The sequence below is a fragment of the Martelella sp. UBA3392 genome (genome assembly GCF_002358775.1).
In the GTDB taxonomy this organism is placed as follows: domain Bacteria; phylum Pseudomonadota; class Alphaproteobacteria; order Rhizobiales; family Rhizobiaceae; genus Martelella; species Martelella mediterranea.
The window spans coordinates 1-13,755 of the sequence record NZ_DEPM01000218.1; the positions used below are offsets into that span (position 1 = coordinate 1).

11 protein-coding genes are annotated in these 13,755 nt (G+C 62.7%); 5 read left to right on the plus strand and 6 right to left on the minus strand.

Going from position 1 to position 13,755, the window contains the following annotated elements; all coding sequences use genetic code 11:
- The coding region (pepN, locus tag B4E36_RS17595; RefSeq protein ID WP_345900620.1) for an aminopeptidase N at positions 1 to 2,424 on the minus strand (2,424 nt) is incomplete at its 3' end.
- A gap of 168 nt (positions 2,425 to 2,592) precedes the next feature.
- Between pepN and B4E36_RS17600 the strand changes: the two genes are divergently transcribed.
- The gene (locus B4E36_RS17600) at positions 2,593 to 3,537 is read left to right on the plus strand and encodes a DMT family transporter (protein ID WP_292054519.1); all 945 of its coding nucleotides are present in this window, start codon (positions 2,593 to 2,595) and stop codon (positions 3,535 to 3,537) included.
- Between the two features lie 10 nt (positions 3,538 to 3,547).
- Here the strand turns inward: B4E36_RS17600 and B4E36_RS17605 are convergent, their stop codons facing one another.
- The gene (locus B4E36_RS17605; RefSeq protein ID WP_292054517.1) at positions 3,548 to 4,828 is read right to left on the minus strand and encodes an MFS transporter; all 1,281 of its coding nucleotides are present in this window, start codon (positions 4,826 to 4,828) and stop codon (positions 3,548 to 3,550) included.
- A gap of 216 nt (positions 4,829 to 5,044) precedes the next feature.
- Between B4E36_RS17605 and B4E36_RS17610 the strand changes: the two genes are divergently transcribed.
- Both B4E36_RS17610 and B4E36_RS17615 read left to right on the plus strand, forming a co-directional pair.
- Positions 5,045 to 5,878 (plus strand): hypothetical protein, encoded by an 834-nt coding sequence (locus B4E36_RS17610; protein WP_292054515.1) that lies wholly within the window; start codon positions 5,045 to 5,047, stop codon positions 5,876 to 5,878.
- A gap of 149 nt (positions 5,879 to 6,027) precedes the next feature.
- Positions 6,028 to 7,311, plus strand: a complete 1,284-nt coding sequence (locus B4E36_RS17615; RefSeq protein ID WP_345900621.1) for a PAS domain-containing protein — start codon at positions 6,028 to 6,030, stop codon at positions 7,309 to 7,311.
- Positions 7,312 to 7,426: 115 nt separating this feature from the next.
- Here the strand turns inward: B4E36_RS17615 and B4E36_RS17620 are convergent, their stop codons facing one another.
- The 3 genes from B4E36_RS17620 to B4E36_RS17630 form a co-directional block, all read right to left on the minus strand.
- A complete protein-coding gene (locus tag B4E36_RS17620) occupies positions 7,427 to 7,585 on the minus strand; it encodes a hypothetical protein (protein ID WP_345900622.1) in 159 nt (52 codons plus the stop codon).
- Between the two features lie 178 nt (positions 7,586 to 7,763).
- Entirely contained in the window at positions 7,764 to 8,597 is an 834-nt protein-coding gene (locus B4E36_RS17625) for a uracil-DNA glycosylase (RefSeq protein WP_292054509.1), read from the minus strand.
- A gap of 10 nt (positions 8,598 to 8,607) precedes the next feature.
- Positions 8,608 to 9,396 carry an SDR family oxidoreductase gene (locus tag B4E36_RS17630; protein WP_292054507.1) on the minus strand — a complete coding sequence of 263 codons (789 nt, stop codon included), beginning with the start codon at positions 9,394 to 9,396 and terminating at the stop codon, positions 8,608 to 8,610.
- Between the two features lie 229 nt (positions 9,397 to 9,625).
- Here B4E36_RS17630 and B4E36_RS17635 point away from each other — a divergent pair, with 229 nt between their 5' ends.
- Both B4E36_RS17635 and B4E36_RS17640 read left to right on the plus strand, forming a co-directional pair.
- Complete coding sequence (locus B4E36_RS17635; protein WP_345900623.1) at positions 9,626 to 11,284, plus strand: electron transfer flavoprotein-ubiquinone oxidoreductase; 1,659 nt, start codon at positions 9,626 to 9,628, stop codon at positions 11,282 to 11,284.
- An 89-nt stretch (positions 11,285 to 11,373) separates the two neighbouring features.
- Positions 11,374 to 12,279 (plus strand): diacylglycerol/lipid kinase family protein, encoded by a 906-nt coding sequence (locus B4E36_RS17640; RefSeq protein WP_345900624.1) that lies wholly within the window; start codon positions 11,374 to 11,376, stop codon positions 12,277 to 12,279.
- On the opposite strand, the gene B4E36_RS17645 is transcribed toward B4E36_RS17640, so the two are convergent.
- The gene (locus B4E36_RS17645) at positions 12,280 to 13,755 is read right to left on the minus strand and encodes an AMP nucleosidase (protein WP_345900625.1); all 1,476 of its coding nucleotides are present in this window, start codon (positions 13,753 to 13,755) and stop codon (positions 12,280 to 12,282) included.

Consider the following 13,755-nt stretch of genomic DNA (forward strand, 5'->3'; position numbering starts at 1 on the left):
ACGGTTGAACCCTGTGGGATTGGATGAGGCGAAAGCGCCGATCAATGCGCGAACGCGGTTGGGATTGCCCTCGTCGAATGCCGCATCGCCCATCAGTTCGGCCACCCGGTCCAGCGTGGCTTCGCCGGGCACGGTCGCCTGGGCGGTAAACCATTTGTCGAGCACCAGCGGCTCGCCGTCGAAACGCTGCCGGAAATCGGCGAGCACGGCTTGGGTTTCCGCACTACCCGGAAACTGGTGCGCCAGTATCCGAAGCGCTGCGATCATATCCGTCATGTTGGTTGCCGCGTCATAGGCCTGTCGCGCCGGCAGCGGCGATTTTTCGGCCTCGGCGAGATAGGCAAGTGCCGCATTGCGCAGCGCCCGACGTCCGGCGCTTCCCGCCTCCGGGCTGAAACCGTTGTCCTCCCGCAATTCCTCCACGAGCCTGGCAAATGATGCGCGTCCGGAATTGGCGATCGCCAAAAATACCGCCTTCCGGGCGAGATGAATTGCGTCCGGGTCCACGTCTTCACCGATCTCGCGGCCGATGTCGAGTTCGCTCGGCAGCGTCAGCGCCAGCGCGCGGAAAGCCGGTTCGAGCTCGCCGTCTTCCGCCGTCTCGATCAGGATCGAGGCGAGGGCGCTGTCGGTGTCCACGCTGCGTCCGGCCCTCACTGCCGCCGTGGCGTGGACAAGCACCTCCAGCGCCAGCCCGTTGATCGCATCCCAGCGCGCCACAAGGTCGCTTTCCGCGCCCGCGATTTTCAGTCGATCCTCACGCGGCTGATCGAAGCGCACCTGCACGGGCGCGGAAAAATCGCGGTTGAGCGAGATCGCCGGCTTCGCCCCGAGCCCCTCGAACACGAAGGTCTGCTCGCTTTCCGTCAGATGCAGCACATCGCCGGTGCGCTCGCCGCCGCTCACCGCGGATGGCTCCATGTCGTCGCCATTCGGGCTGATCAGCCCGACGCGCAGGGGAATGTAAAGCGGCTTCTTGTCGCTTTCGCCGGGCGTTGGCGGCGTGTGCTGCGACAAGGTGAGTTCCAGCCGCCCCTCGGCCGCGTCATAGGAACTGCGTGCTGCGATCACCGGCGTTCCCGCCTGATGATACCAGCGCGCGAAATGGGAGAGGTCCCGGCCGGTCGCATCCTCGAAGCATTTCAGATAGTCCTCGATCGTCACCGCTCCGCCGTCATGGCGGTCGAAAAACAGGTCGAGGCCCTTGCGGAACCCGTCTTCTCCGAGCAGCGTCGCGATCATGCGGCTGACTTCGGAGCCCTTCTCGTAGACGGTGGTCGTGTAGAAATTGTCGATCTCCATGTACTGCGTCGGCCGCACCGGGTGGGCGAGGGGGCCGCCATCCTCTGGGAACTGGTGTGCCCTCAGGAACTTGACCTCATCCACCCTTACCACCGGCCGCGACCGCTGGTCGGCCGAGAATTCGTGCTCGCGGTAGACGGTGAGCCCCTCCTTGAGGCTGAGCTGGAACCAGTCGCGGCAGGTGATCCGGTTGCCGGTCCAGTTGTGGAAATATTCGTGGGCCACCACCGCCTCGATACGGGCATAATCATCGTCGGTGGCGGTTTCCGGATCGGCCAGGATCAGCCGGTCGTTGAAGATGTTGAGACCCTTGTTCTCCATCGCGCCCATGTTGAAGTCGGAGACCGCGACGATCATGAAGATGTCGAGATCATATTCGCGCCCGAACCGTTCCTCATCCCATTTCATCGAGCGCTTCAACGCGTCCATCGCATAGCCGGCGCGCTCCGCCTTGCCGTGTTCGACATAGATGCGCAGCGTCACCGCGCGCGCCGACATGGTGGTGAAACTATCCTCGATCATCGCCAGGTCGCCGGCGACCAGCGCGAACAGATAGGACGGTTTCCTGAAGGGGTCGTGCCATTTCGCCAGATGCCGCCCGTCGCCAAGGTCGCGTTCCTCGACAAGGTTGCCGTTGGACAGGAGCAGCGGGTTCTTCGCCTCGTCGGCAATGATGGTCACCGTGTAGACGGTCAGCACATCCGGCCGGTCGTAGAAATAGGTGATCCGGCGAAAGCCCTCTGCCTCGCATTGGGTCGAATAGACGCCATTGGTGCGGTAAAGGCCCAGAAGCTGCGTGTTGGCGGTTGGATTGATATTGGTCTTGATCGTCAGCGTGAAGGCGTCGTCGGCCGGCAGATCGTTGATCGTCAGATGGTCGGAGGTGCACTCGTAACGCTCGGGCAGCAGCGGCTTGCCGTCAAGCGCGAGGCCCGCAAGCTGAAGCCCGTCGCCGACAAATTCGAGCGGGGCTTCGGGGGAGGCGCCCGGGCGGCGCTTCATCCTTATCTGCGACCCGACCGTCGTCAACTCCTCTCCAAGCTCGAAAACCAGATCCACGCTTTCGATGATGAAGTCCGTCTGGCGATAGTCTTTCAGATAGACGATCCGGTCGTTACGCATTGTAGCCTCATTCTCTTTCACAGCGCCTGAGCGATTTGTGCGCTAAGAAAGCGCCGAATGTTCAAAAAAGCAAATCTTTGACTGCGCGGCGGGAAATCTATGCAATCTCGCCCTATCTGACCTATGGTTAGCACCCACCCACCCACCGAACGGGAAGAATGCCCAAGAATGCCGCAAGCGCCTGACGATCCCCTGCGCGGGATCATCCTGAAACTGTCCTCCATCATCGCCTTCCTGTGCATGCAGACCTGCATCAAGCTTGCCGGCAGCGGCATCGCGCCGGGGCAGGTGACCTTCTATCGCTCGCTGTTCGGCATCGTGCCGATCCTTGTCTACCTCGCCTGGCGTCGGGAACTGAAGGGCGCCTACAGGACCTCTCGCCCCTTCGGGCATTTCGTTCGCAGTCTTATCGGCATCACCTCCATGGGCATGGGATTTTATGGCCTCATGCACCTGCCGCTGCCGGAGGTGATCGCGCTCGGCTATGCCCTGCCGCTGCTGTCGGTCGTGTTTGCGGCGCTGCTGCTTGGCGAGGTCGTGCGGATCTATCGCTGGTCGGCGGTCGTGGTTGGACTGTTCGGCGTGCTGATCATCTCCTGGCCCAAGCTGACGTTGTTCCGTCAGGGCGGGATCGGCGAGACGGAGGCGCTGGCGGTGGTGATGGTGCTTGCCGGCGCCTGCCTCGGCGCGCTGGCCATGGTGCAGGTGCGCAGGCTGCTGGTGACCGAGACCGGACCGACCATCGCGCTCTATTTCTCCACCTTCGCCGCCCTGATCTCGCTTGCGACCCTGCCGTTCGGCTGGGGCGATCTTGCCGCGCTGCCGCTGGCGCTGCTGATCGCCTCCGGTCTGTTCGGCGGCGCCGGGCAGATCATGATGACCGAATCCTACCGCTTCGCCGACGCCTCCACCATCGCGCCCTTCGATTACAGCTCGATCATCTTCGGGATATTCATCTCGCTGTTCGTTTTCGGCGAGATACCCACCCTGAACACCATGGCGGGCTCGGTCATCGTCGTCGGCGCCGGCATATTCATCATCTACCGCGAGCACAAGCTGGGGCTCGAGCGCCGGAACCTGCGCCGAGTCTCATCCTCGCAAAACCCGAACTGATCGACCGCGTCTATCCGGTGCGGGCGTTTTCGTCGAAACTCGAGGGGTCGTATTCCTCCTCGTAGTCCACGGCGATGCTGCCGGCGGGATCGGTACCGCGCATCGGGACGGCGATCGCGTGGAAGTCCGCGCGGTCATCGGGGTGCACGGTCGGGTTGCCGCGCCATACGCGCCAGCCGGCATAGGCGCCGTAGATCGCAAAGCCGACAGCCAGATAGAGCATCAGCCCGCGCGGTCCGGCAAGCTCCATCGCGCCGCCGCCGATCAGCGGCCCGGCGACGGTGCCGAGGCCATAAAGCACCATCAGAGAACTGGAGATCGTGACATATTCGCTGGGATCGGCGCGGTCATTGGCATGGGCCACGTTCAGCGCGTAGATCGGATAGAGCATCGATCCGACAATGAAGGCGGTGATGTAGAGCAGATTGGGCGTCAGCGGCGTCATGAAGAACATCGCGAAGGCCGAGATCACGCCCGCGGCTCCGCAGGCGACCATGACGTAGCGCCGGTCGGTCAGGTCCGAGATCCTGCCGATCGGTATCTGGCCCAGCGCGCCGCCCGCAAGGACGCAGGCGAGCAGCGTTGCCCCCTGTCCGGTCGAAAGCCCGCTGCCGGTGGTATAGACGCCGCCGAGACTGCTCCAGGTGCCGGACAGGATGCCGGCCAGGATCGCGCCGACGAAGGCGACGGGCGAGCGTCTGTAGAGCTTGCCGAGCCCGAGCTGGACCTTGGCGATCGGGGCCGGCGATTGCGCCGTCGACAGCGCGGTCGGCAGGATCGAGATCGCGAACAATATCCCGCAGACGATGAACAGCGTCGTCGTCCGGGGATCGCCGAGCGGCACCAGATATTGTCCGGCAATCGCTCCGCCGAGCGTCACGATCATGTAGACCGAGAACATCGATCCGCGGGTCTCGTTGGTCACCCGCTCGTTGAGCCAGCTTTCGATCACCAGATAGCAGCCGGCAACCGCAAAGCCGGCGACGGCGCGCAACGCCACCCACACCTGCCATTCCACCATCAGCGAGCTTGCGAGAATTGCCGCTGTCAGAAGCGTGATCAGCGCGCCGAACACGCGCACATGACCGACCCGCAGCACAAGCGTCGGCGTGACGATGCATGAAAGCGTGAAGCCCACCGTGTAGCCGGTCGCGATCAGCGAAATCAGCAGCGGCGACCAGCCTTCGGCAACGGCGCGCACCGGCACCAGATAGTTCATCAAACCGTAGCCCACCATCATCAGAAAGGTGGACAGCATCAGGCTGGCGATGGAGAACAGGCTGGCAAACATGATCGATCAACTCCGACCGTTGCGGGTTTCGATGGCTCTCCCTTGGAGACTGGCCCGTGACAACGCCCGGCCTATAGGATTTTCCCGGCCATGCCGCAACCGCCATGCCGGAAAAGGTGACTGTCTTTTTGGTTGCGATGTCCTTAAGTTTTAGAAAAAGGAATCGATCGGAACATATTCTCCGGTCGAGATAATGCGCCCGGGTTCAGCTACGACATGCCACTTTCCGTTGATGTCATTTGTTCGCATCCAAGTTTCCTGCCGTCACTTGCATATTATGGCGAAGCCCTGGCGGAAGTTTATCACACCAACCAGCGCCTCGGCGCCAATCTCGCCTCCCAGCGTCGGTGGTTGATTTCCCAGACGGCGCTGGCGCTCTACTGGGGCGATGAAGGCGGCCTTACGGTCAACCGTCTTATCGAGGTGCTGACGCCGTACAAGGTTGCCAGCCCGAATACGATCCGCGCCTTCATCAATGAATCCGTCCAATACGGCTTCATTGAAGTTGATCCCGACAGCCGCCGCATCCGGCCGCGGTACTGGAAGCCCACCGAGATCGTGAAAACGGCGCTGATAGAATGGGTGGGGCTCAATCTGGCAATGCTCGATGGCATCGATGGCCGCAACCGCGCGTCGGTGTTGACGCAAAGACCGGATATCGTCTTCTCACTCCAGCCGCGCCTTGCCTGGAACTGTCTGAACGATCCCGCCTGGCGCGAACCGCCGCCGCGCGTCGCACTCCTGCAGAACACGATATCGGGCGGGATGGTGATGGATCACATAGTCTCGCAGATCGGGGCGGGCACGCCGCAGGGCGAGCGCTACCTGATACCGCCGATCAATGCACGGCGTCTTTCCGAGCGGATTTTCATATCGCGCACCCATCTGCAGCGCATATTGAACAAGGCCATCGAGATCGGTGTTCTCGGCTGGAGCCGCCGGCCATTCGAGAGCGAGATGTGTATCGACAGGCTGTTCATCGAAGAATATTGCCGCTGGCAGGCCGTGAAATCCCATCACATCGACGAAGCCTTCGCGCATTTCGCCTGAGAGGGGCATGGCCCGGAGAACCGCGTTTTTTTCGAAAATCGTTGTTTAAGACACAATTTACCGAGCGACCGTAATATAATAGCCTGAATCTTCGGCTTTTGTCTGCGGCAAGCCGCTGCGAGGTTGAAAACCCCTGGAGGCTGGCCAATATGAACCGGCATTGGGAAGATAATCGGGTGCGCTTAATGAATTCCGAGGTCCCGCGCAAAGCGGACAACGCACAAGTTGTGCAGACGCTCAACCAGGCGCCTGAAAGCGTGCTGCTGGTGAATGCCGCGGGCGTGATCGAACTTGCCAATGAAGCCGCCATCACGTTTTTCCAACCGGACGACGAGGCGCGCGACCTGAGCGGGACGCGGCTTGCCTCTCTGTTCGATATTCATGGAGCCGCGCGGATCGACCTTGCCCTCGCGCGCGTCCTGGGCGACGAACCTGGCAACCGTCTGGAAGAGGTGCGCGCCGATCTGGCCGCCGCGCCCCCGCGCGTCGTCAATCTTTCTCTTGCCCGGATGCGCCATCGCGACGGCGTTTGCGTGGTCGCAACGCCCATTGCCGCGACCGCCCCCGCGCGCCAGACCTCGATGCCGAGGGCGGATGATCCGAACTTCGGACGAGAACAGACCGCGCGCGAGAGCGCTCGTCCCGAGCCGTCATCGCAGGCCCAAAAGGCCGCGCCGCTTGCCGACCATATGCCATGGAACAACCACGCCCGACGCGTCGTGGCGGCGCAGGGAACCCCAAGCCTGCAGCAGGGGTGGGCGGAAGACGGCCGATCCGCGCCTGCGCAAATCCTACCTGCAGGCGAGCCGGCAAAGCCCGTTCGCAATGGTGAAGCTGAAGGCACCGACGATCGCGTGGCAGATAACGCTGATAGCGCTGTCAGGAAAAATGATGGTCCGGGCGACGTGGCGAAGCGGGTAAGCTGGGCTCCCGGTCGGCGGGACATCTACGCGGAATTCGAATCGGTCAAAGACGAGAGGGAGCGCAGCCATGAGCTGCCGCTGATCTCTCCCGCCAAGTGTCTTTCGGCGGCTGTTGACCGCCATCGCGGCGAAGCGATTTCGGAAAGCCTGCTGCTGGTTACCGAGATCGGCGATGGCGAAAGACATGTCCGTATCGACGAGGATACGCTCACCGCCATGTTCGGGTATCTGGTTGAGCGCGCCATCGCCGTGTCGCCGCCCTATTGCGAGGCCAGAATCACCCTGTCGCCGCAGGGCCATGAGGGATTCATTGCCAGGTTCGTCGATATCGGACGCGGGCTCAGCGAGCAGGAATTGGATGCCGTCTTCAGGCAGCCGGAACTCGCGCTCGGCATCTCGCATACCGGCCTTGTGGAAGCCCAGAAGAGGGCCGCCGCACTCGGTCTCGGCTTTTCCATCAGCTCCGCCATATCCAGCGGCACCACCGTGGAAGTCACCTGCGACGCGTGAAGCGCTCTGAGTTCGCATAAAAAAGAGCCGGCGCTGCGGCCGGCTCTTGCGTCATGAAATATCTTAACTGCAATATTTCTGGAAAATCTTGCTTCTCCGTGGAGAAGGGCGCTTCTCAGGCCCCGAGCGCGCGCGGCGCGGGCCGCAGGGCGCGGGCATCATGGTGGCCGACGAGCTTGGAAAAACCCTTGGCAATCGCCCGGTCGATGCCGCGCTGGCCATGGTAACCATTGGTCGAACGTCCGAGCTCGAGCGAAAGGCGTGTGTTCTGCATCAAAGTGGCGTCCATATCGTCAGAAGGTTTCATCTGCCTTGGTTCCTGTGGATCCTCCCAAGACATGATGTGTTATCTCAGACTCGCGCAGTTGCGGCAATGGGACCTGCCGGAGGGCTGCTATGCGGTGGGCGCATGCCGGCATTAACAGAAAATAAACTGATGAAGAAAAAGGCGGTCAGCCGAGACGGGCTCTGAGCGCCTGAAGGTCCAGCCACGCCTCTTTCTTGTTCTTCGGCGCGGCCAGCAATTCGGAGGGCGAGAACGTCACAAGCGTCTCGAAGCTCTGGCCGCCGATCTCCTTTTTGTGCCAGCTACCGCGAAGATCGAACACGGTCTTGTTCGGGTCGATCGTCATGCGGCAGGCGAAATTGCCGAGCGTTACCAGCAGTTTCGGTTCCGCGAGCGCGATCTGGCGCTCGAGGAAGGGCTGGCAGATCTGCGCCTCGGAGGCGGTCGGCGCGCGGTCGCCGGGCGTGCGCCACGGCAGTGCGGTGGTGACGCCGACATCGGCGCGCGACAGCCCGATCGCGGCCAGCATCCGCTCGAACAGCCCGCCGGCCGGACCGGAAAGCGCGGCGCCCGCCTTGTCGTCTTCGCCTGTCGGGAAACCGCAAACCATCAGGATCCCGCTTTCCGGCATCTCTTCAAGAAGGATGGTCGATCGGGCATTCTGCTTCAGATTGCAACCGGTGAACCCCTGAACGATCTCGGCAAGCTCGGCCAAGGAACGGGCGCTTTCGGCGGCAAAAGCCGCATCGGAAACCGCCTTGTCATCGGGGATCGTGGTTTGGACAGCGGGCGCACTCCGCGGCGGATCGGGCGCACGCGCCTTCGTCTTCGCCGCCGCAGCCCGTTGTTCGGGCTCGGCGCGCGCAGCCTCGGCCTTCTCGGCCGCAAGCCGGGTCAGGTCCGTCGCCTCATCCTCCAGCATCGCATCGACGCCGGCATCGGCGTAGAAGCTGAGGAGGGCTGCGGCTTCCCGGGCTGTGAGCGCGCTGGCGGTGGTCATGATGCTCCCGTCAGATGCCGCGCGTCGCGCCGCCGTCGCAGCGCACGAGGCTGCCGGTCAGGTAGCTGGCCTGCTGCGAGCACAGGAAGGTCGCGACCGCGGCGAACTCCTCCACCCGTCCCAGCCGACCCGCCGGTATCGCCCTGAGCGTTCCCGCGCGCACGTCGGCAAGGCTCTTGCCGCTGCGCTCGGCGTTCGCATGGTCCAGTTCGTCGATGCGGTCGGTGTGGATGCGACCCGGCAGCAGAAGATTGGCGGTGATTCCCGAAGCGGCGACTTCGCTTGCCAGCGTCTTGTTCCAGCCGACAAGGGCGGAGCGCAGCGTGTTGGAAAGCGCGAGATTGGGGATCGGCTCCTGCACGCCGCCGGACGCCACGGTCACGATCCTTCCCCAGCCCTTTTCCTTCATCTGCGGAATGAGCCGGTTGGTCAGGGCGATGATCGGCGCGACCATGGAATTGAAGAACCGGTCGAGTTTCTCCGGCGTCATGTCGGCCACGGTCCCCGGCGTCGGCCCACCGGAATTGTTGACGAGGATGTCCGCCCCGCCGAGTTTTTCCGCAATCGCCTCCATCAGCGTTTCGACTACGTTTTCCGCGGCGAGATCGGCGATGACGTAATCGGCCTTGCCCGGCGTGGTGTCGTTGATCACCTTGCAGTTCTGCGCCAGCCGGTCTTCCGTCCGGCCGCACAGCAGCACATGGGCGCCCTCCCTGGCCAGCGCCTCCGCGATGCCGGCGCCAAGGCCCCGCGAGGAGGCGAGTACAACGGCCTTCTTGTCGGCAATACCGAGATCCATGTCGAACTCCTTGTGAACAGCATATGGGATCGAACGGCCAATCAGGCCGGCGGGGTGAACGCACCATAGCCTCTCGCGCCGTCGTGTTTCAATCACTATCGGACGTTATCACACGCGCCTATCAAATCGGTTTTATTGAGATTTGCCGCATTTGCCGCTGGAAAATGCTGCAATCATTACGATACCTTGTCGGCGCGCCGGACGAGGCCGGTTTGGAAAGAGGATACGCATGAACGAAGACCTACCGGAACGCGAAAGCATGGAATTCGACGTCGTGATCGTGGGAGCGGGCCCCGCTGGTCTTGCCGCCGCGATCCGCCTGAAGCAGATCAACGAGGACCTCAGCGTCGTCGTGCTGGAAAAGGGCGCTGAAGTCGGCGCCCATATTCTGTCCGGTGCAGTCGTCGATCCCTCCGGCATCGACCGGCTTCTGCCGGGCTGGCGGGAGGAGGAAGACCACCCGTTCAAGACGCCGGTCACTAAGGATCAGTTCCTTCTTCTCGGCCCCGCAGGTTCGCTCACGCTGCCCAACTTCCTGATGCCGCCGCTGATGAACAATCACGGCAATTATGTCGTATCGCTCGGCAATGTCTGTCGCTGGCTCGGCGAAAAGGCCGAGGCGCTCGGCGTCGAAATCTATCCCGGCTTCGCTGCCGCCGAAGTGCTTTACGATGAAAACGGCGCGGTCAAGGGCGTCGCGACCGGCGACATGGGCGTTGAACGCGACGGCACGCCCGGCCCGAACTATACCCGCGGCATGGAGCTGCACGGCAAATATGTGCTGATCGGCGAGGGTGTGCGCGGTTCGCTGGCCAAGGAACTGATCGCAAGGTTCAAGCTCGATGCCGATCGCGAGCCGCAGAAATTCGGCATCGGCCTCAAGGAACTCTGGCAGGTCAAGCCGGAAAACCACAAGCCGGGCCTTGTGCAGCACTCCTTCGGCTGGCCGCTGGACGGCAAGACCGGGGGCGGCTCGTTCCTCTATCACCTCGAGGACAATCAGGTCGCCGTCGGCTTCGTCGTCCACCTCAACTACAGGAACCCCTATCTCTATCCGTTCGAGGAGTTCCAGCGGTTCAAGACTCATGCCGCGATCGCGCCCACCTTCGAGGGTGCCAAGCGGCTCTCCTACGGCGCGCGGGCAATCACCGAGGGCGGTTACCAGTCGGTGCCGAAGCTCTCCTTCCCCGGCGGCGCGCTGATCGGCTGTTCGGCCGGCCTCGTCAACGTGCCGCGCATCAAGGGCTCGCACAATGCTGTGCTCTCTGGCATCCTGGCGGCCGATCGCGTCGCCGAGGCGCTTTCGTCCGGCCGCGGCAATGATGAGATCGCCGAGATCGAGGCGGACTGGCGCGCAAGCGCCATCGGCAAGGACCTGAAGCGGGTCCGCAACGTCAAGCCGCTCTGGTCGAAATTCGGCACCTATGCCGGCATCGCGCTCGGCGGTTTCGACATGTGGATGAACACCATCTTCGGCCTCTCGCTGTTCGGCACGATCAAGCACGGCAAGACCGATGCCGAGGCGCTGGAGCCCGCGGCCAAGCATAAGCCGATCGATTATCCCAAACCCGACGGCGTTTTGACTTTCGACCGGCTGTCGTCGGTGTTCCTGTCCAACACCAATCACGAGGAGGATCAGCCGGTCCATCTCAAGGTCAAGGATATGGCGCTCCAGAAGAGCTCCGAGCTTGAGGTCTATGCCGGCCCGTCCAGCCGCTACTGTCCGGCAGGCGTCTATGAATGGGTGGAGAAGGATGGCGAGGAAACCTTCGTTATCAACGCCCAGAACTGCGTGCACTGCAAGACCTGTGATATCAAGGATCCCAACCAGAACATCGTCTGGACGCCGCCGCAGGGCGGGGAGGGGCCGGTCTATCCGAACATGTAAATAACGGCATCCGGCGCCATAAGGCGCCGGACCGGAACCATCGCGACGTGCCCGGCGTTATTGTGCATCAACCTTTCCAGGGAACCCGAATGCGTCTCAAGGGCATTTTCAATCGCGATGGCGGCACCTTCAAAACCACCGACATGGACGCGTTCCACAGGCTGGCGACCGATATCTTCACCGATGCCGGCCATGAGTTCGACTGCGATATTGTCGCGGGCAAGGAGGTGAAGGCGGCGATCGAGAAGACCGCTGACGGTTCCGGCTTCGACGGCATGATCGTCGGCGGCGGCGATGGCACGGTCTCGCTTGCCGCCGGTTTCCTGCACGGCAAGGAAAAGCTGCTGGGCGTGGTGCCGGCCGGCACCATGAACCTGTTTGCCCGCAGCCTCGGCATCTCGCTCGATATCGAGGAGGCGCTTCAGGAGCTTGCCAATGGCAAGCCCGCCCGCGTTGACATGCCGACGATCAACGACCGTCCGTTCATCCATCAATTTTCGGTCGGTATGCATGCCACCATGATCAAGAACCGAGAAAAACTCGACTATGATTCGCGTCTCGGCAAGATTTCAGCCAGCACGCGCGCCTGGTTCGATACGCTGAAACAGGTGCCGGATGTGCGGGTGCGCTATCAAAGCGACCGCGGCGATGGCGAGGGCAGTTTTGCGCTGCTCGGCATTTCCAACAACCGTATTCACCACAACGCCGTTCCGTTCTCCGATCGTCCGCAGGGCGGCAAGCTTGGCGTCTATCTGGTCAAGGCGAGCGATTTCGACAATGTGGTGGGCTTCGCGATGGACTATCTGACCGGGCATCTCGAGGACAGCGAGAACGTCACGCTGTTCGAGGTTGACCGGATCACCCTCGATTTCAGCGCCACGGATATGGATCAATCGCTGGATGGCGACCTGATCGAGCCGATCATTCACGCCGTGATCGAGCAGCATCCGCGCGCCCTGCATGTCATCGTGCCGGACGGCAGCAACCTCGTCTGATCACTGGAAAGCCGTCTCGTAGAAGCTTCTGAGCTTGCGCGAATGCAGTCTTTCGGGCGGCATCGCCGCGAGCTTCTGCACCGCCTTGATGCCGATATGGAGGTGCTGGCGGACCTGCGTTGTATAAAACGCGGTCGCCATGCCGGGAAGCTTCAGTTCCCCATGCAGCGGCCGGTCGGAGACGCAGAGCAGCGTTCCGTAGGGCACCCGGAAGCGGAAGCCGTTGGCGGCGATCGTCGCCGATTCCATGTCGAGCGCGATCGCGCGTGACTGCGACAGCCGCTTGACCGGTCCGCTCTGGTGGGAAAGTTCCCAGTTGCGGTTGTCGATGGTTGCGACGGTGCCGGTGCGCATCACCCGCTTCAGCTCGTAGCCCTCCAGTCCCGTCACCTCGGCGACCGCCTCTTCCAGCGCAAGCTGTACTTCCGCCAGCGCCGGGATCGGCACCCAGACCGGCAGGTCATCGTCGAGCACATGGTCCTCACGGACATAGGCATGGGCCAGCACATAGTCGCCGAGTTTCTGGCTGTTGCGCAGCCCCGCGCAATGGCCGAGCATCAGCCAGGCATGCGGCCGCAGCACCGCGATATGATCGGTGATCGTCTTGGCGTTGGAGGGGCCGACGCCGATATTGACCATCGAAATCCCGCAATTGTCACCGCGCTTGAGATGATAGGCCGGCATTTGCGGCATGCGTCCGCCGCGGCCCTCCTCTGGCTCGACCTCGCCCGGCCGGGTGATGACGTTGCCGGGCTCGACGAAGGCGGTATAGCCCTCGCCGCCCTTGGCCATGGTCTCGCGGGCAAAGGCGCAGAATTCGTCGACATAGAACTGGTAGTTCGTGAACAGCACGAAATTCTGGAAATGCGCCGAACTGGTCGCCGTGTAGTGGCTGAGCCGGGCCAGCGAATAATCGACGCGCTGCGCCGTGAACGGCGCCAGCGGCTGCGGCTTGCCGGGCTCCGGCTCGTAGTCGCCATTGGCGATCAGGTCGTCGGTGGTGTTGAGGTCCGGCGTGTCGAATATGTCGCGCAGCGGCACATCGGCAAGCGCCGCGAGGTCGGCCTCGACATGGGTATTCTCGCCGAAGGCGAAATGGAGCGGGATCGGCGTTTCCGATTCGCCCACGGTGACCGGCACGCCGTGATTTTTGATCAGCAGCGAAAGCTGGGCGATGAGATAGTCCTCGAACAGGTCCGGATGGCTGATCGCGGTCGCGTATTGCCCGGGCGTTGCGACATGGCCAAAGGAGAGGCGCGAATCGGTCAGGCCATAGCTTCCGGTCTCGATGCTGATCTGCGGATAGAAGGCGCGGTAGCGCCCCTCGATCGGCGCGCCGCCGGCAAGCGCCACGAAGGCGTCGATGAGAAAGCGGGTGTTGCGCGTGTAAAGCGCCTGCAGCGTCTTCACCGCCTCGCGCGCGTCGGTAAAACTCTGCGGTTCCTGACGGTCCGGGCTGATGATCCTTGCTGCCAG

Excerpts from the sequence above, each read along its gene's own strand:
- B4E36_RS17600 (WP_292054519.1), top strand. The coding sequence starts at position 2,593 with ATGCCGCAAGCGCCTGACGATCCCCTGCGCGGGATCATCCTGAAACTG.
- B4E36_RS17605 (WP_292054517.1), bottom strand. The coding sequence starts at position 4,828 with ATGTTTGCCAGCCTGTTCTCCATCGCCAGCCTGATGCTGTCCACCTTT.
- B4E36_RS17610 (WP_292054515.1), top strand. The coding sequence starts at position 5,045 with ATGCCACTTTCCGTTGATGTCATTTGTTCGCATCCAAGTTTCCTGCCG.
- B4E36_RS17615 (WP_345900621.1), top strand. The coding sequence starts at position 6,028 with ATGAACCGGCATTGGGAAGATAATCGGGTGCGCTTAATGAATTCCGAG.
- B4E36_RS17620 (WP_345900622.1), bottom strand. The coding sequence starts at position 7,585 with ATGCAGAACACACGCCTTTCGCTCGAGCTCGGACGTTCGACCAATGGT.
- B4E36_RS17625 (WP_292054509.1), bottom strand. The coding sequence starts at position 8,597 with ATGACCACCGCCAGCGCGCTCACAGCCCGGGAAGCCGCAGCCCTCCTC.
- B4E36_RS17630 (WP_292054507.1), bottom strand. The coding sequence starts at position 9,396 with ATGGATCTCGGTATTGCCGACAAGAAGGCCGTTGTACTCGCCTCCTCG.
- B4E36_RS17635 (WP_345900623.1), top strand. The coding sequence starts at position 9,626 with ATGAACGAAGACCTACCGGAACGCGAAAGCATGGAATTCGACGTCGTG.
- B4E36_RS17640 (WP_345900624.1), top strand. The coding sequence starts at position 11,374 with ATGCGTCTCAAGGGCATTTTCAATCGCGATGGCGGCACCTTCAAAACC.